The 17,743-nt window shown below is 64.4% G+C and carries 16 protein-coding genes; 4 read left to right on the top strand and 12 right to left on the bottom strand.

The features are described from left to right. Window positions 1-107 precede the first annotated feature (107 nt). The 4 genes from RX327_RS03560 to RX327_RS03575 all read right to left on the bottom strand — a co-directional run bounded on the left by RX327_RS03560 (window position 108) and on the right by RX327_RS03575 (window position 3,790). On the bottom strand, window positions 108-686 hold the full coding sequence (locus RX327_RS03560; protein WP_317249490.1) for a thioredoxin family protein: 579 nt from the start codon (window positions 684-686) through the stop codon (window positions 108-110). A 17-nt stretch (window positions 687-703) separates the two neighbouring features. Beyond that, a complete protein-coding gene (locus tag RX327_RS03565; protein WP_317251196.1) occupies window positions 704-1,453 on the bottom strand; it encodes a cytochrome c biogenesis CcdA family protein in 750 nt (249 codons plus the stop codon). Window positions 1,454-1,864: 411 nt separating this feature from the next. After that, a complete protein-coding gene (locus RX327_RS03570; RefSeq protein ID WP_317249491.1) occupies window positions 1,865-2,476 on the bottom strand; it encodes a sigma-70 family RNA polymerase sigma factor in 612 nt (203 codons plus the stop codon). Between the two features lie 246 nt (window positions 2,477-2,722). Continuing rightward, window positions 2,723-3,790, bottom strand: coding sequence for an acyltransferase family protein (locus RX327_RS03575; RefSeq protein WP_317249492.1), 1,068 nt, complete (start codon window positions 3,788-3,790; stop codon window positions 2,723-2,725). Between the two features lie 213 nt (window positions 3,791-4,003). On the opposite strand from RX327_RS03575, the gene hrpB reads away from it, so the two are divergent. The 3 genes from hrpB (at window position 4,004) to RX327_RS03590 (ending at window position 8,841) form a co-directional block, all read left to right on the top strand. After that, entirely contained in the window at window positions 4,004-6,472 is a 2,469-nt protein-coding gene (gene hrpB / locus RX327_RS03580; RefSeq protein WP_317249493.1) for an ATP-dependent helicase HrpB, read from the top strand. A gap of 192 nt (window positions 6,473-6,664) precedes the next feature. Continuing rightward, complete coding sequence (locus RX327_RS03585) at window positions 6,665-8,116, top strand: NCS1 family nucleobase:cation symporter-1 (RefSeq protein ID WP_050385090.1); 1,452 nt, start codon at window positions 6,665-6,667, stop codon at window positions 8,114-8,116. A gap of 212 nt (window positions 8,117-8,328) precedes the next feature. Further along, entirely contained in the window at window positions 8,329-8,841 is a 513-nt protein-coding gene (locus RX327_RS03590; protein WP_317249494.1) for a TIGR02281 family clan AA aspartic protease, read from the top strand. 195 nt (window positions 8,842-9,036) lie between these two features. Here RX327_RS03590 and RX327_RS03595 read toward each other — a convergent pair whose 3' ends face one another. Further along, a complete protein-coding gene (locus RX327_RS03595) occupies window positions 9,037-9,522 on the bottom strand; it encodes a hypothetical protein (RefSeq protein ID WP_152977643.1) in 486 nt (161 codons plus the stop codon). A 9-nt stretch (window positions 9,523-9,531) separates the two neighbouring features. After that, window positions 9,532-10,257: a hypothetical protein gene (locus tag RX327_RS03600; RefSeq protein WP_152977642.1), complete on the bottom strand. Its 726-nt coding sequence runs from the start codon at window positions 10,255-10,257 to the stop codon at window positions 9,532-9,534. Between the two features lie 675 nt (window positions 10,258-10,932). Between RX327_RS03600 and RX327_RS03605 the strand changes: the two genes are divergently transcribed. Then, complete coding sequence (locus RX327_RS03605; protein ID WP_317249495.1) at window positions 10,933-12,432, top strand: phosphomannomutase/phosphoglucomutase; 1,500 nt, start codon at window positions 10,933-10,935, stop codon at window positions 12,430-12,432. Between the two features lie 342 nt (window positions 12,433-12,774). Here the strand turns inward: RX327_RS03605 and RX327_RS03610 are convergent, their stop codons facing one another. From RX327_RS03610 to RX327_RS03635, 6 genes are all read right to left on the bottom strand, one after another. Then, window positions 12,775-14,241: a methyl-accepting chemotaxis protein gene (locus RX327_RS03610; protein ID WP_317249496.1), complete on the bottom strand. Its 1,467-nt coding sequence runs from the start codon at window positions 14,239-14,241 to the stop codon at window positions 12,775-12,777. Then, window positions 14,222-14,593, bottom strand: a complete 372-nt coding sequence (locus tag RX327_RS03615; protein ID WP_050385044.1) for a hypothetical protein — start codon at window positions 14,591-14,593, stop codon at window positions 14,222-14,224. Before RX327_RS03615 ends, RX327_RS03610 begins: the two co-directional genes overlap by 20 nt. A 101-nt stretch (window positions 14,594-14,694) precedes the next feature. Further along, a complete protein-coding gene (locus RX327_RS03620; RefSeq protein WP_317249497.1) occupies window positions 14,695-15,195 on the bottom strand; it encodes an Lrp/AsnC family transcriptional regulator in 501 nt (166 codons plus the stop codon). A 76-nt stretch (window positions 15,196-15,271) separates the two neighbouring features. Beyond that, window positions 15,272-16,219: a sugar kinase gene (locus RX327_RS03625; protein ID WP_050385043.1), complete on the bottom strand. Its 948-nt coding sequence runs from the start codon at window positions 16,217-16,219 to the stop codon at window positions 15,272-15,274. Window positions 16,220-16,296: 77 nt separating this feature from the next. Further along, window positions 16,297-17,247 (bottom strand): NAD(+) diphosphatase, encoded by a 951-nt coding sequence (nudC, locus tag RX327_RS03630; RefSeq protein WP_317249498.1) that lies wholly within the window; start codon window positions 17,245-17,247, stop codon window positions 16,297-16,299. An 11-nt stretch (window positions 17,248-17,258) separates the two neighbouring features. Further along, complete coding sequence (locus tag RX327_RS03635) at window positions 17,259-17,678, bottom strand: HIT family protein (RefSeq protein ID WP_317249499.1); 420 nt, start codon at window positions 17,676-17,678, stop codon at window positions 17,259-17,261. Between the last annotated feature and the right edge of the window lie 65 nt (window positions 17,679-17,743).

The following is a 17,743-nucleotide window of genomic DNA, read 5'->3' on the forward strand; positions in this document are numbered from 1 at the left end:
AGCGGGTTGAGTTTTGGCTGGATCGGCTTGGCGCGGTCCCGGTTCACCTCTCCCCGTCGGGGAGAGGTGAGCTTTCGACGCCGTTCCAGCTTTGATTTCATCAGGCTTTAGCTGTTGGCGTTGAGCAGCCGCGCGACGGTGCGGTCGATCTGGTCATAGCTGCCTTCGCCGGCGTGCTGGAACACGATCTTGCCGCTCCGGTCGATGATGTACTGCGCCGGCCAATATTGGTTGCGATAGGCGTTCCAGGTCTTGGAATCATTGTCCTGCGCCACCGGATAGGTGATGCCGTGGCGCTTCAGCGCGGCCTGCACGTTAGCGGCCGACCGCTCGAACGGGAATTCCGGCGTGTGTACGCCGACCACGACGAGGCCCTTGTCCTTGTACTTGGCATAGAGGCCGGTGACGTGCGGCAGCGTGTTGACGCAGTTGACGCAGCCATAGGTCCAGAAGTCGACCAGCACGACCTTGCCGCGGAGGTCGGCGATGCTGAGCGGTTTCGAGTTGAACCAGTTGTTGATGCCGGTGAAGTCGGGCGCGGTCTGGCTCTGTTCGGCGGTCATGGCGATCGCCCGCGGCACCGGCTGCGCCGGCGCGTCTGACTCGGTGCAGAGGCCGGGAATGACGGCGCCGCCGAGGCCAAGGCCCGCAACCAGAGTGGATACGGCGATCAAGCGCAGGGACATCGATATCTCCTTTGGGCTTAGAGGCCGATCTGGCCGGTGGGATAGAAGCGGGTGAGCCACGCCACGATCAGCGTGTCGTATTGCAGGTAGGACAGCGCGGCGAATGCGACGATCACGACGCCAAAGCCCTGTTGCAGCCGCGGTGAGATGCGCGCGAGGCTGCGCACGCGCGTGGTCGCGGCCTGTCCGCCATAGGCGATCGCCAGCATCGGGATCGCCGCGCCGATGGCGTAGGCGACGAGCTGCAGGCTCGCCCACGCGGTGTCCTTCGAGGTCGCGACCAGCGTCAGGATCGAGCCGAGCACCGGCCCGGCGCAGGGCGTCCAGACCAGGCCCAGCGTGGTGCCGAGCACGAGGCCGCCGAACAGGCTTTGCGACGGCGCGGCCTGACCGAGGCTGCCCTCTTGTTTGGACGCGCTTTCTTGACGCGAACCGGTTTCGCTCGAAAACGCTTTGGTAGCGCCGGTGAGCCGGATCGACAGCCATTCGAACGGCGCCGGCCAGATCATCAGGAGACCGAAGCCCGCGAGCAGCACGGCCGCGCCGGTCCGCAGCACGTTCGGATCGAAATCGAAGGCGCGGGTGATCGCGCTCAGCAGCAATGCCACTGCAGAAAATGACATCACGAAGCCGAGCGCGATCATCGCGGGCCGCGCCTTGCCGGTCTGGCCTATCGATACCCCGAGCAGGATCGGCAGCATCGGCAGGGTGCAAGGGGCGGCGACGGTGGCGACACCGGCAAGCAGGGCAAGCGCAAGGCTGAGCATCGTCATCCGTCCATCAGAGTCCCGGCGCGCCAGAGGGCCGTGCCGGGTACGCCTGATGTTCTTCGCGAGGACGGTTGGGCCGTTACGGCGGGCCGGTCGCGAGCCGCGTCACGTCTGTGTGAGGCGAGGTGCACTCGGCTTCACGACGTCGCGCCAAATACAGAGCGACCCGGCTGGGGGGCATCCCGGCCGGGTCGTTGGAGGCTACTTGGGAGGTTAGAACGAAGAGGTATCGAAATCGGTTCAGTGAATTGGGGTTGGGGTTGCGTCGTTGGATATGGGTATAGAGGTCGCGTTTTTCCGGGTGATGTCGTCGATTGTTTCAATTGTTTCGTCGCCTGAATTTTTCGGCTTCGTGGACAATTGCCCGGTTCGCGTGATCTCCCTTTAAGAGGCTGAATTTACAATATTTTATGCGGCGACGCTATCCACGCCGGCACCCCGGAGGAGGTCGGCCAGTTGCTTGCGGGCATAGAACATCCGCGTCTTCACCGTGCTCTGGGGGATGCCGATGATCTGCCCGACCTCCTCCACCGATTTCTCGTGATAGTAGACGAGGTTGATGATCTCCCGATGCGCAGGCGACAGCTTCTGCACGCAGGCGCGCAGGATCTCGCTGGTGGTGGCGCGATCGAGCGAGGTTTCCGGCGTGTCGGCGCCGTCGGCGATCTCCAGCACATCTTCCTGGTCGATGTCCTCGAAGCGGCGCTGGCGCATCGCGGTCAGCGCCTTGAAGCGGGCGATCGAGAGCAGCCAGGTCGAGACCTGCGAGCGGCCCTGGAATTGGCCGGCGGTCCGCCACACATCCAGGAACACCTGGCTGACCAGGTCTTCCGCCGTGGTGGCATCGCGCACGATGCGCAGGATGAAGCGGTACACCCGCACATTATGACGGGCATAGAGCGTGTGCATCGAGGTGCGGTTATTCTTGGCGATACGCGCGAGCAGCGTTTCATCCGAGGTCGCGCGAGCAGCGTCGATATGCTTCGCGGCTGCAGCGTTGATGGCGATGACGTTCGGCATGACAGGCTCCCAGTTCGCCGTTGGGCGGCGGTTCGTTGGGAGAATTGTTAGTTACGGCCCGTTTCCGGATGTCTGCGCGAAAAGTGGAAAATGGTTTCGTGACCGGGAGAATTGTTTCGTCGCCGGCCGGACGATGAAACATTCAGGACCAAAAAGCCAATAATTTCAATGTGTGGAAAATTCGAACGGCCGGATTCCCGCCGTCGGAACGAATCCGGCTGTTATGACTTCTGGCACTGTCGGGGCTTATTCGGCCGCTTGCAGCGAGGGCGCCGCCTTTTTCGGAGCAATCCAGAACGCGTCGGGCCGCTCGAACAGGAAATTGGCCCGCGCCGCCAGCGCCAGCCGCCAGATCACGAGCGAACCGGCGACGCCGACCGCGGTCACGATCAGCGAGATCAGGCCGATGTCGTGGATGACGCCGAAGCGCAGCAGAAGGGTGCGTGACGAAGCCATCGGCAGGAAGAAGGCGAGGTAGATCACGATCGAATGCTCGCCGCAGAAGCGGAGGAAATTGAGCCACTGCGCGCGCGCAAGCAGCGTGCCCGTCGTGATGATGGCGCAGGCGCCGGCAAAGCCGAGCACGAGCGAGACGACCGGCCATTCGCTCACCTCGAGCGCAACCAGGCCGCCATTGATCAGCGCCCAGAACCCAAGCCCGAGCAGGGCAAGCGCAGGCCGTGCCCGCGCGCGGTCCGACAGCGCAAACACGTAATCGGCGAGGACATAGCCGGTGTAGAAATAGACGAAGCGCGAGCAGAACTCGTCGATGACGGTCCAGCCGGTCGTGATCCGTGCGGTCTCCAGCGCGGCGGCGAGAAGCCAGATCGCGAGCGGCGGGAGTTTGCGTGTCAGTTTTGTGACGACGAAGAAGATCGGCAGCAGATAGATGAACCACAGCGTACCGAACGGCTCGATGAAGGATTCGAGGTATTGCAGCCCAACCTGGGCCCAGCCGGTCTCGGCGGCCAGCGACGGCGCCTTGAAGCCGAACTGGATTGTCACCCAGACGACATAAAAATAAGCGAAATGCACCACCTTGCGGTCGAGATAGGTTCGCCAGTCCCGATCGATCACGACAGACAGGAACAAGCCCGAAATCAGGAAGAAGTCCGGCATCCGGAACGGCTTTGCAAAGGCCACGGCAACATGCATGAAACCGGTCTGCCCGGCGGCGAGCTCGACCCCCAGCACCGAATGCATCATCACGACCATGACGATGCAGATGCCCTTGGCGTAATCGACCCAGTCGACACGTCCGCTCGCGCCTGGGGCGGAACGATCTGTCGCAGCGGCTGTGCCGTTTGTGGTCATCTTTGTCCTGTTCCGGCGTGATCGGGCCTATCATCGGCCCGATCGGTTGCTTTCTCCTTTATTCATACAAATGGTGTGCCGGCGAACCCGGACCTTTCAGCGGGTTTCCCGTAGCCGGCGAATGGTCTAAGAGGCCGAGGAATCCAAGAGAAGAGACCGTTTGTTAACCATAGGACGCACCGGCGCGAGCGCCGCTGCGGTGATGAAAAGTCCTTGCCGCGCCAATTCGATAGCCCGCTGCCGATCGACGCCGTGCTCGATGAGCTCGATCGCACGCTCGATGGTAACAACGCCGCCGTGCTGGTGGCGCCGCCCGGCGCCGGCAAGACCACGCGGGTGCCGCTGGCGCTGCTGGATGCGCCCTGGGCGAAGGACAAGAAGATCATCGTGCTGGAGCCGCGGCGCATCGCGGCGCGGGCCAGTGCCGATCGCATGGCCAAATCGCTCGGCGAGCGGGCCGGCGAGACCGTCGGCTATCGCGTCCGCTTCGGCTCGAAGATCTCGCGCGCCACGCGCATCGAGGTGGTGACCGAAGGCATCTTCACCCGCCAGATCCTCGACGACCCCGAACTGTCGGGCGTTGCCGCGATCCTGTTCGACGAATTCCACGAGCGCTCGCTGGATGCCGATCTCGGGCTGGCGCTGGCGCGCGACGCGCAGACCGGCCTGCGCGAGGACCTGCGGATCCTCGTGATGTCGGCAACGCTCGACGGTGCACGCGTCGGAAAACTGCTCGGCGACGCGCCGGTGGTCGAAAGCGAGGGCCGCGCCTTTCCGGTCCAGACGCGCTATCTCGGCCGCAAGGCGGACGCGCCGATCGAGCGGCAGATGGCGGATGCGATTGCGTCGGCGCTGCGCGCCGACAGCGGCTCGGTGCTGGCGTTCCTGCCGGGCGCCGCCGAGATTCGCCGCACCCAGAACTTTCTCGGGGAGCGCGTGCACGACGCCTCCATCGAGATCGTGCCGCTGTTCGGCGCGCTCGATGCCGCCGTGCAGGACCGCGCCATCGCGCCGGCGCCCAAGGGCTCGCGCAAGGTGGTGCTGGCGACCTCGATCGCCGAGACCTCGCTCACCATCGAAGGCGTGCGCATCGTGGTCGATTCCGGTCTCGCCCGCGTGCCGCGTTACGAGCCCGACATCGGCTTGACCCGGCTCGAGACCGTGCGCGCCTCGCGCGCGGCGGTGGACCAGCGCCGCGGCCGCGCCGGCCGCACCGAGCCCGGTGTCTGCTACCGGCTCTGGGACGAGCCGCAGACGGCCGCGCTCGCAGCCTACACCCAGCCGGAAATCCTCAGCGCCGATCTGTCCTCTCTGGTGCTCGATCTCGCGCAATGGGGCGTCACTGATCCCTCGGGCCTTGCCTTCCTCGATCCACCGCCGGGACCGGCGCTGAAGGAAGCCAAATCGCTGCTGTCGGAGCTCGGGGCGCTCGACGGCGATGGCCGCATGACAGAGGAAGGAAAGAGCCTGCGTTCGCTGGCGCTGCCGCCGCGGCTGGCGCGCATGATCGTGGATTCGCATCGTGCGGGCGGCGGCGAGGCCGCCGCCGAGATCGCCGCCATCATCACCGAGCGCGGGCTCGGCGGCGACAGCGTCGATCTCGACGTCAGGCTCGACCATTTCCGCCGCGATCGCTCGCAGCGCGCATCGAGCGCCCGCAGCATGGCGGCGCGCTGGGCCGCGCAGGCGAGGTCGGCGGCCGGCGAGCAGAAGGATCTCTCCACCGGCGTCATGCTGGCCTTCGCATTTCCGGATCGCGTCGCCAGGAACCGCGGCAATGGCAGCTTCGTGCTGGCCAATGGCCGCGGCGCCGCCGTCGAGCAGACCGCGGCGCTGGCGCGGCTGCCCTATATCGCGGTTGCCGAGCTGACCGGCACGGCCGCGAGCGGCCGCATCCTGCTGGCGGCGCCGATCACCCAGGAGGAGATCGAGCAGCGCTTCGCCGACCAGATCGAGAATGTGGAGGAGGTGACGTTCGACCGCGGCGCGATGGCGCTGCGCGCCCGCCGCAGGCGTTCGCTGCACGCGATCACGCTGTCGGAAGCACCGATGTCGCTGTCGCCCTCGGCCGAGACCGCGCGCATCTTCGCCGACGGCCTGATCGCGGCCGGGTTCGACCGGTTGCCGTGGTCGAAACACTCCAAGCAATGGCGCGACCGCGTGATGTTCCTGCGCAAGGCCGAGGGCGAGGCCTGGCCCGATCTCTCCGACACCGCGCTCGCCGCGCGTGCCGATGACTGGCTGGTGCCGGCGCTCTACGACAAGATCGCCCTCAAGGACATCTCGGCGGGCGATCTCTCCGACGCGTTGATGGCGCTGCTGCCTTGGGACATGCGCGCGCGGCTGGATCGCGAGGCACCAACCCATTTCGAGGCGCCGACCGGAAGCGCGCTCGCGATTGACTACGAGGCCGAGCAGGGGCCGACCATTGCGGTGCGGCTCCAGGAACTGTTCGGTCTCAACACCCATCCCTCGATCGCCGCGGGCAAGGTGCCGCTGGTGCTGGAATTGCTGTCGCCAGCCCAGCGTCCGGTGCAGGTGACGCGCGATCTCCCCGGTTTCTGGCGCGGCAGCTACGCCGCCGTGCGCTCCGACCTGCGCGGCCGTTATCCGCGCCATCCCTGGCCGGACGATCCTGCCAATGCGCTGCCGACCCGGCGGGCGAAGCCGCGCGGGACGTAAGGTCGTTCTTCGTCATGGCCGGGCTTGTCCCGGCCATCCACGTCTTGCCTGCGTGTCCAGAAGAACGTGGATGCCCGGCACAAGGCCGGGCATGACGAGAGGATTGAGTTCGGCGCTGGCGAGCGTCCGCAAACGGTGGTTAGATTTGCACGCTGGGATGGGATCACGGGCTCGCAGTTTGGGGAGGCCACCGTGGAGATCAAGAACGCATCGCCGTCGCTGTACAACGAAGACCTGGCGCCGGCCAAAGAACGCAACTGGGGCGCCTTCAGCATCTTCAACGTCTGGACCTCGGACGTGCACAGCCTCTGGGGCTATTATCTCGCCGCCAGCCTGTTCCTGCTCTGCGGCAGCTTCGTCAACTTCATCCTCGCGATCGGCGTCGGCTCGCTGGTGATCTTCGTGCTGATGAGCCTGATCGGCAATGCCGGCGTGAGGACCGGCGTGCCCTATCCGGTGCTGGCGCGCGCCTCGTTCGGGGTCTGGGGCGCCAACATTCCGGCGCTGGTCCGCGCCATCGTCGCCTGCTTCTGGTACGGCGCGCAGACCGCCGCGGCCTCGGGCGCGATCGTCGCGCTGCTGACCCGGATGGACAGCTTCAAGGCATTCCACCAATCCAGCCATATGCTCGGCCATTCCACGCTCGAAGTGATCTGCTTCGTCGTGATCTGGGCTTTGCAGCTCCTGATCATCCAGCGCGGCATGGAAACCGTCCGCCGCTTCCAGGACTGGGCGGGACCTGCGGTGTGGCTGATGATGCTGATCCTTGCGATCTATCTCTGCATCGCGGCCGGCGGCATCTCGCTCACCGCGCCGATCCCGCAGGACGTGCTGCTGGAGAAGACCAAGGAAGCCGGGGTGCCCGGCGTGCCCGGCTCTTTCCCGGCGCTCTGCGCCGTCGCCGCGACCTGGATCACCTATTTCGCCGCGCTCTATCTCAACTTCTGCGACTTCTCGCGTTATGCGCCTGACGTGCAGGCGCTGCGCAAGGGCAATATCTGGGGCCTGCCGGTCAATCTGGTCCTGTTTTCGCTGGTCGCCGGCGTCACCACGATCGCGGCGTTCAACGTCTACCACGAGGTGCTGCTGCATCCCGACCAGATCTCGGCCAAGTTCGACAGCTGGTTCCTGGCGCTGCTCGCCGCGGTCACCTTCGCGGTGGCGACGCTCGGCATCAACGTCGTCGCCAATTTCGTCTCGCCGGCGTTCGATTTCTCCAACGTGTTTCCGCGGCATATCGACTTCAAGAAGGGCGGCTACATCGCGGCGCTGATCGCGCTGGCGCTGTATCCGTTCGCGCCCTGGGAGGGCAGTGCCGCCTCGTTCGTCGGGCTGATCGGCGCGACGATGGGGCCGATCTTCGGCGTCATGATGGTCGACTATTATCTGATCGCCAAAGGCCGCGTGAACGTGCCGGCGCTGTATCAGGAGAACGGTGAATATCGCTTCCAGAACGGCTGGAACGTCAGCGCGCTGATCGCGGCTGGCATCGGGGCGCTGTTCTCGTCGGTGTTGCCGAACTTCACCTCGATCCTGCCGGCGTGGTGGGCGGTCTATGGCTGGTTCTTCGGCGTCGGAATCGCGGGCGCGGTCTATTACGCGCTGCGCGTTGCGATGCCGAGCCCGGTCGCCAGGACGGCCTGAGAGACGGCCTGAGAGACGGCCTTAGATCTGCCCTGGGGTCGGAAAATTGCGGCCCTCGCGGGCGACCGACGTCATTCGGCCGCCCCTCGGCGCGCGCATTAACCCTTCGCTCATCCTTTTCGCCAAAATGGCAGGCTCGTGCCGCCGCCCTCGCTCGCGGCGGGGCGAGCGGCGTGGTGAAATTGCTTGTTCGGTTTTCCGAGTATGGTGTCATGCGTAACCTGATGATTTTCGCGGCCATCCTGATCGGGCTGGGCACCTTCATGGCTCAGATGGCCAGCAAGATGTCGCCCGCCGCCGCGACCACCACAAAGCAGACCATGGCCCCAGCCGTCACGGTGGCGCAGGCCAGCGCCCGCACGGTCAGCATTGCGCCCGATCCTCGCGGTCATTTCCAGACCGAGGGCCGGATCGACGGCCAGCGCATCGGCTTCATGGTCGATACCGGCGCCTCCGTCGTTGCGCTGAACGAGACCTCGGCTGCCCGCTTCGGCCTGCGCCCCTCGCGCGGCGAGTACACCGCCACCGTCTCCACGGCCAACGGCACCATCAAGGCCGCGCGCACCCGTATCGCCATGCTCGACGTCGGCGGCCTCATCGTGCGCGACGTCGATGCCATGGTGCTGCCGGACACGGCCCTCTCGGAGAACCTGCTCGGCCTCTCCTTCCTGTCCAAGCTGAAGCGCTTTGAATACGCCAACGGCAAATTGTTGCTGGAGCAGTAAGTCCGATTGGCATCAAAGCCTACCCAAGTCTTCCGCTGGATGCTTCCTCCGTGATGCGAAGCGCGGATCGACATTGATTCCGGCGTTTCGAAGCCGCGCCGTCTTCCCCTGTGATGCGGACCAGGTCCCCATTTCGGCAGAAATTCGGGCCACTGAGGCGGTTTCGCAGAGTGTCGAGCCGGTCTCCCGGCGTGCTCACCGCAAATCCCTACTGCACTCTCTAATATAGTCGGGCGGATCGTCGAGATTCGGGCAGCGCACGACCTGAGAGCAAAAGACTTCGTCACCGTGTTTGAATATCGAGACTTTTAAACTCTCGTCTCTCTCCGTCGGTTTCCCAATAATAGCTATGCCTAGACCGCGATCGTCACCTGATAGCGACACCTCATCTACGCCAAAAGCAAAAACGGATAGACACTCTTTCGGCACATCGGTCCATTGTCCATTGTGTTCAATGCGCATCGACCGTTCGAGGCCTACCCCAAACCCTTTTTTTTCCGGGTTTCGGTCGCAAACTGCCTTGAGGGTGCGAAGTTCGATCCTCGCAAGATCCCCGCCTTGTTGATTTTTGAAAGTCAAAGTCACGACATCCGGCTTACACCAGGGGCCGGAGTTTGCCTTGCATACCGTTGAACTGGTGAGCAGAAGGCATAAGGCTCCCGCGAGCGCGAACATTTTCATCGGCATGACTCAATATTTGTATCGATTCCAATCAGGCATTCTCGACCCCGTCGGCTTGCCGTGAAGCCAATACAAATAGCTCCCATCCCAAGATCCAACCCACGCTCGATAATCCGGAGTTTTCTGGGAGTAGGCTTTCGCATTGTTTAGATCTCCATCACTCTCGTGCTGATTATCCCAGTGCATGTGCCCACGTGCCACTGCACCGCTATCGCCAAACCCCACACCACCGCCGAGCGCTCCGTCTTGGAATCCGCGCGCTATCTGATCGTAGTAATATAGTCCGTTGCGCTTATGAATTTCCACGCCCAACTCCGGGATGAAACCCCTGCTCTTGGTCTCTTCCGGGTAATGTTGGGTACCAAGGTCTATCATTTCCTTGCGGGCAGCGTCCCATGCGCGTTCCGCGCTCTCGAAACCGATCCCCGCATTGCGGCTCGGATAGTCACCACCTTCGTCGCCGCCGAAGCGCTTGATGCCGACGATGCCACCCGATCCGCTGGGGCTGTTGCCAGTCGCTGGCCCATTGACGCCAGGCTGACCGGCTCCTGTCGCGGGCTGTTGCCGCTGGGTTTGCGGCTGTGGCTGCGCTGGTTGAGTTGGTGTCGGCGGCTGTTGAATCTGCGCCTGTTGAGCAAGGCGATCCGCGGCGAACGGATCGTGGTCAACGGGAACGAGCGAGTAGTCATCGAAGTCCGGCTGATGATCCACCGGCACCAGAGAGTAATCAGGCATGATCATTACCTACAGATATTGCGGACAGTTTCGGGCGAGCCCGTGCGTGACCGCACCTCGCGGAGAGGGCTGGGTTGGCTTTAGATGTCTGAAGGCAAGTGCTTAAAGGATGGCTGCGCAATGGCGCGGAAGTGTCGCTTCCGGTTCGGCTTGCCCATCGTCTTCGCCGGGGCGCCCGTCTGTCGGTGGGGGCGGCCCTGGCTATCAGCCAGTTCGGCTCGCTGCGGTGGCCAATTTCGGCGCGCTCGGCAGTGTACTGGCTGACAGCGGCCTGTCCGATTCAAAAAGCCCGCAGCGGATTTTCCGGTGCGGGCTTAATTGTTGCGACGATGAAAATATATCGGTGAGTTGCCCGACGTGTCAATTATTCGATGCGCAGATTGCAGAGCGCCGGGAGCGGCTGAAATAACAACCGCACGGCAATGCCTGTCCTTCCCTGGCCCCCCTGCAGAAACCATGCTGGGTCGGAGCGATTGGCGGTCAACCAACTCGTAGGGCGCGACAGCGTGCATATTGCGCTGCCGGGCAAGGATGGGTGGATGACGACAGTATTTCGCCGAGGCCAAATCTGCCGCAATTATTAGCCACAAGCCGTCAATCCTGCCTTCCGCTGCGGCGATGCATTCGCTAAAGGCTGCGGCGACGTCTTTCCGTATACGACCATAAGGCCGACCCATGTTTCCCAAGCCGAAATCCGTGCTGGTTCCGAACACCTATGCCTTTGAATCCGAGCCGATGGTGAAGCCGACGGGCTTTCGCGAGTATGACGCGCGCTGGTTGTTCCAGAAGGAAATAAACCTGATGGGTGTGCAGGCACTCGGCATGGGGCTGGGCGCGCTGATCGCCGAGCTCGGCGTCAGGCAGGAGATCGTCACCGGTCATGATTTCCGCGGCTATTCGGCCTCGATCAAGTATGCGCTGATCTCCGGTCTGATGGCCGCGGGATGCAAGGTGCACGATATCGGCCTTGCGGTGACGCCGATGGCCTATTTCGCGCAGTTCGACCTGGATGTGCCCTGCGTCGCCATGGTCACGGCCTCGCACAACGACAATGGCTGGACCGGCGTCAAGATGGGCGCCAACCGCCCGCTGACCTTCGGTCCCGACGAGATGACGCGGCTGAAGGAGATCGTGCTCAACGCGGAGTTCAAGAACAAGGCTGGCGGCTCCTACCAGTTCCACGAGAATTATCCGGCGCGCTACATTGCCGATCTCACCAATCGTCCGAAGCTCAAGCGCAAGCTCAAGGTCGTCGCGGCCTGCGGCAACGGCACCGCCGGCGCGTTTGCGCCGCAGGTGCTGGAGGCGATCGGCTGCGAGGTGATCCCGCTCGATACCGAGCTCGACCACACCTTCCCGAAATACAACCCGAACCCCGAGGACATGGAGATGTTGCACGCGATCCGCGACGCGGTGCTGCATCACAAGGCCGATGTCGGCCTGGGCTTCGACGGCGACGGCGACCGCTGCGGCGTGGTCGACAACACCGGCGAGGAGATCTTCGCCGACAAGGTCGGCGTGATGCTGGCGCGCGACATGTCGGCGATCCACAAGGACGCGCAGTTCATCGTCGACGTGAAATCGACCGGCCTGTTCATCACCGATCCGGTGCTGCAGAAGCAGGGCGCCAAGACCGCCTATTGGAAGACCGGCCATTCCTACATGAAGCGCCGCACCAACGAGACGGGCGCGCTGGCGGGGTTCGAGAAGTCCGGCCATTTCTTCTTCAACAAGCCGTATGGACGCGGCTATGACGACGGCCTGGTCTCGGCGATCGCGATCTGCGACATGCTCGATCGCGCACCCGGCAAGTCGATGGCCGACCTGAAGAACGCGCTGCCGAAGACCTGGTCGTCGCCGACCATGTCGCCGCATTGCGCCGACGAGGTCAAATACGGCGTCATCGACAAGGTCGTGAAGCACTTCGAGGCACTGCAGCAGCAGGGCGGGAAGGTCGCGGGCCTGAACATCCGCGATCTCGTCACCGTCAACGGTGTCCGCGTCACGGTCGAGGACGGCAGCTGGGGCCTGGTGCGCGCCTCTTCCAACAAGCCCGAGCTCGTCGTCGTGGTCGAGAGCCCGGTCTCCGAGCAGCGCATGCACGACATGTTCGAGATGGTGAACAGCGTGCTGCGCACGCATCCCGAGGTCGGCGAGTACAACCAGAAGATCTGAGGCGGGCTTTCCGCGAACCAACTCGTCATCGCCCGCTTTCGCGGGCGACTACACCGCGTTGATTGGCCGGCGATGCCAAATCAAATTCGATCTCGTCCCTGCGAAAGCAGGGACCCATAACCACCGAAGTTCATTGTTGCGCGACGCCGGAACGACGGGTCCCGTCCATCGCATCCGCCGCGGCGTATGGGTCCCTGCTTTCGCAGGGACGACAAGCGGAAGGAGTCTTAGTCCCCCACACCTGTCATCACCCGGATTGCCGCCTCCGCTAAGCTTCGGCGCGCTGCGCACTCGTGGCGTCGTCGAAGTCTCGGCGTAGACGGGACCAGCCGATGACAGTCCTCACGCCGCCCGCAGCGAAGCCAGGAAGCGGTCCAGTTCGGTCTTCAGCCACTCCGACTGCGACGACAGGCCGTTGGCCGCATCGAGCAGTTGTGCGGTCGCGCTGCCGGCCTGTTCGGAGGCGCGGTTGACGTTGAGGATGCCCTTGTTGACGTCCCGCGTGCGATCGGCCGCCTGCTGCAAATTGCTGGAGATCTCGCGGGTCGCCGCGCCCTGCTGATCGACGGCAGCCGCGATCTCGCCGGAGACCTGGTCGATCTCCGCGATCGTGGTGCCGATGCTCCCGATCGCGCTGACCGCCGCGCCGGTCGCGCTCTGGATATCCTGGATCTGGGCCGAGATCTCCTCGGTCGCCTTGGCGGTCTGGTTGGCCAGTGCCTTGACCTCGCTCGCGACCACGGCGAATCCGCGGCCATGCTCGCCGGCGCGCGCCGCTTCGATGGTCGCGTTCAGCGCGAGGAGGTTGGTCTGGCTGGCAATGCTCTGGATCAACGTCACCACCTCGCCGATCTTCTGCGTGCCGGCGGCAAGGCCTTCGACGACGCCGTTGGTGCGGCGTGCCTCGTCGGCGGCCTTGGCGGCGATCCGCGCCGAGCGCGTCACCTGCTCGGCGATGTTGTTGATCGAGGCCGTCAGCTCCTCGGTCGCGGACGCGACGGTTTCCACATTGCTGGAGGCCAGCGTCGATGCGGAGGCGGCGGCGGTGGCCTGGCGGATGGTTTCCGCGTTGCTGCCGTTCATCGTCGCCGACAGGTCCTGCATCGCGCTCGCCGCTACCGCGACGGCCTCGACGACCTCGCCGATCTTGCGCTCGAAGCCGGCGGCGAGCTCGCGCCGCGCGGCATCGCGATCGTGCTTGGCGCGTTCGGCCTCGATGCGCTCGGCATTGGCGCGCGCCTCGGCGGCTCCGGCGGCCTCGGCCTCCGCCGCCTTCAGCGCCGACGTCCTGAACAGTTCGGCAAGCGTGTGCGCGAGCCAGATCAACACGCCGGCCTCGATCAGCAGGATCACGGCGTGGAGAACGACGCGACCGAAATCGGCGCCGCCGGGATAGATCGCGGCCGGCAGGATGAAATTCAGCGTCAGGTGATGCAGGGCAACAGCCAAAGTGCCGGCGACGATCGGCCGATAGTCGCAATAGGCGACGAGGCACGCCAGCGCGGCGAAGAAATACATGTGCATGTCGACCTGCCAGCGGTGCCCGGCAAACTGGTAGACCAGCATCGACACGCCGGCCATCAAGGCCACGGCAACGATCAGGCGCGTTGAAACGCCGTTCCCCGAGACGCGCCACGACACCGTCGCGGCCAGCGCCATCGCGACTATGAAGCCGGCCGGCATCAGCCAGTCGGTGTGCAGCGTCATGCCGACGATGATCGCGATCGGAACGTGCAGCCACAGCACCACGAGCAGGATCTTGCTGGCCGTCTCGCGCAGGGCGGCCATTTCATCGCCTTCGAAGGTCATCCCCAACCCCCAGATCGTCATACGCCCTGAAGCAGCCGGCGATCGCCTGCGGATCCATGGTCAGCAAGGCGCCGGCCTCGTACAGCCGGCTCAGCCCGCCATTGCGATCGGGCCGCACCACCAGCAGGGCCGGGATCGCGGTCATCCGAACGATCGACGCATCGGCGGATGCGGCGGCCAGCAGCACGCGCTCGGCGCGCCACCATGGCGGAAAGGCCACGGCCACCACATCGCTGCCCGCACGCACCTGCAACGACAGCGTTGCGACCGCGATCCAGCTCGCGATCAGCAATGCGGCCGCGCCCAGCCAGGCGGGCCGTCGTTTCGCTGGGATGATGTCCCCCGGCTTCATCGCAGCAGAATACCGCTGCCGCCGCTAACTTCAGGTAAATGCCGAACGCGCCAACTACCTGGGAGCGTATCGACCTATCGTGTGGGATTGTGCGGCGGCGCTTACGCCGCGGGCACCGGCAGCGCAGTGACCGACTTGATCTTCTCCATCGCGAAGCGCGAGGTGACGTTCTTCAGCGGCACCGCGCTGATCAGCTTCTTGTAGAACACGTCATAGGCCTGCATGTCCGCGACCACGACGCGCAGCATGTAGTCGACGTCGCCGGCCATGCGATAGAACTCCATCACCTCCGGCATGGCGCTGACGGCTTCGGCGAACCGCTTGAGCCAAGCGTCCGAGTGATCGGCGCTCTCGACCGACACGAACACGGAAATGCCGAGTCCGATCTTGTTCTGGTCGACCAGCGCCACGCGCTTGATGATCACGCCGTCGGCCTCCAGGCGCTGGATGCGCTTCCAGCAGGGGGTCGAGGACAGGCCGACGCGGTCGCCGATCTCGGCCACGGAGAGGGAGGCATCCTCCTGAAGGACCGTCAGGATCTTGCGGTCGATGGCATCGAGGCGGCGGCTGTTGTCATGAAGCTGAATGGCGACATCGGTCATAGAAGAAAGTTCCATATGAAGGTTCAATATCCCTCATATAGAGAAGAATCTTCCAAATCAAGCGATTCGTGGCGGCTCAGGCCGGCTTGGCGTCGGCGTGCTGACCCAAAAACTCTTCAACTTCAGTACGTTGCGGTGCGGCATAAGCACCCCCGAAGCGAGTGCATTTCAGCGCTGCAGCCGCCGAGGCGAAGCGGAGCGCGTCGCGTAGCGGCTGCTTCTCGGTGATGGCGAGGGCGAAGGCCCCGTGGAACACGTCGCCGGCCCCGAGCGTGTCGACGGTATGGACCGGGAAGGCCGGGGTTTCCTCGAGCTCGCCGTTCTCGTTGAGCCAGATCGTGCCCATCGGCCCGCGGGTGCCGGCCAGGAAGGACGGGGTGAGCTTGGCGAGCTTGTGCAGCGCCTGGCCGTCGTCGGTGACGTCGGCGGTCTCCTGCAGCGGCTCGCTGGAGAACACCAGATGGGAGGAGGCGGTGAGCAGTCCCTCCCGCATCGACATCGCGCGGTCGACGTCGACCACCACCGGGATGTCGCGCTTGACCGCCTCGGCGCAAAGCTCGGTGCAGAACGGCGCGCAGCGGCTCTCGGTCAGGATCGCCGCGCAATCCTCCAGCAAGAGCTCGGTCGGCGGCAGCTTGACCTTCCAGAGCTCCGGATCGCGGAAGGTGACGATGGTGCGCTCGCCGCTGTCGTCGATCATGATCGCCGAGATCGGGGTGACCAGGTTCGGCATGTGGATCAGATGATTGGTCTCGATGCCTTCCTGGGCGAGCTTGTCGAAGATGTAGCGGCTCGAGGTCTCCTGCGAATCGCCCATCGGTCCGCAGATCGAAGCACGCCCGCCCAGCCGGACGATGCCGATCGCGGCGTTCAGCGCATTGCCGCCGCAGATCTCGTCGAAATGCGTCGCGTTCTCCTTGGAGCCGCGCGCCGGAACGCTGACGCGAAAGGTCAGGTCGCGCACCGGCAGGCCGATGCAGAGGATGCGGGGCGGGACTTTCGGGGCGCCGTTCTGAAAATTCATGCGGGGATCCGTCGCAATGGTTCCGTTACTGCCAGAACTGTGTCCAGCTTAATCGGCAGAACGATGTCCGGTTCCCGCTATTTGTCCAACGGGTTCTTGTCGTGCACCCAGCGCCCGAGCAGATGATGAGCGATCGCGAAGGGATGCGGGCCGGCGAGCCCGTCGGGATGCGTCCGCGTCAGCATCAGGGCCGCCTCCTCGCGCGTGAACCAGCGCGCGTCTTCCAGCTCCATGCGATCGACGACGATGTCCTCGCTCACGGCCCGTGCGCTGCAGCCGATCATCAGCGATGACGGATAGGGCCAGGGCTGGGTCATGTAATATTGCACGTCGGTGCAGCGAATGCCGGATTCTTCCAGGATTTCGCGGCGCACCGCGTCCTCGATGGTCTCGGCCGCCTCGACGAAGCCGGCGAGGCAGGAATACATGCCGGGCGGAAACTGCTTCTGGCGGCCGAGCAGGCACTTGTCGCCGGAGGCGACCAGCATGATCACGACCGGGTCGGTGCGCGGAAAGTGCTCCGCCTTGCAGGCCGGGCAGTCGCGCTTCCAGCCGCCTTCCTTCATTGCTGTACGCGTGCCGCAATTGGCGCAATAGCCGTGGCGCTGATGCCAGCTCACCATCGACTTCGCCATCGCGATCGCCGACAGCTCCTGTGGCGGAAGCGCCCCCTGCATCGCCATGCCGCGCAACTCGGTTATCGCGACGTCGCTGCGTCCGACCAGCTTCTCGGCCGCCTGCGGCGCGATCCCCATGCCGAAGATCGGCGCGGCGTCGCGCAGCCCGAGAAAGATCGTGCCGGGATTGGCGCCGTAACTGCGGGCTTCCTCCAGCGAGAGCAGTGCGCGGGCCCCGCCGTCCTCCTGCTTCACGACCAGCGAGTCGCGATAGATCACGTAGGCTCTAGCCTCGCGATGGCCTTCCAGCGCGAATAGCTTCTCGTCGTTGGTGCGCAGATGCGCGGCGCGGTCGAGGATGTTGGTGACGAAGGCCGGCTGCCCCAGCGGAAACGCGTCGAATGCTGACATTTCTCGTTCTTTCAACCCAACCAGATCTTGCGGCGGAGCGCGCTGATGAAATTCTGCACCTCGGTGGCGTCATGGGCCAAAGGCTGCATCACGCCCCACACGGGCCGTGGCCAGGCCGCGTCACTGGTCCGGCGTGCGATGATGTGGACGTGAAGCTGCGGCACCAGGTTGCCGAGCGCGGCGATGTTGAGCTTGTCGCATTTGGTGATCTCCTTCAGTGCGCGCGAGACACGGGAGATCTCAGTCATCAGCTGCGCCTGCTGCACCTCGTCGAGATCGATGATCTCGACCGCGTCGGGCCGTCGCGGCACCAGCAGCAGCCAGGGATAATGCGCGTCCTTGATGACCAGCACCTTCGACAGCGGCAGATCGCCGATGTCGATGGTGTCCTTCTTGAGCTGCGAGTGCAGCGACCAATTGGAGGCGGGCATGGGGGGCAAATAATGCCTTTCCGTGTTCCCAGACAAGTCCCACAAAGCCAGCCTTACAAAGCCGG

Origin of the sequence: Bradyrhizobium sp. BEA-2-5 (genome assembly GCF_032918025.1) — a bacterium.
Lineage (GTDB): Bacteria > Pseudomonadota > Alphaproteobacteria > Rhizobiales > Xanthobacteraceae > Bradyrhizobium > Bradyrhizobium pachyrhizi.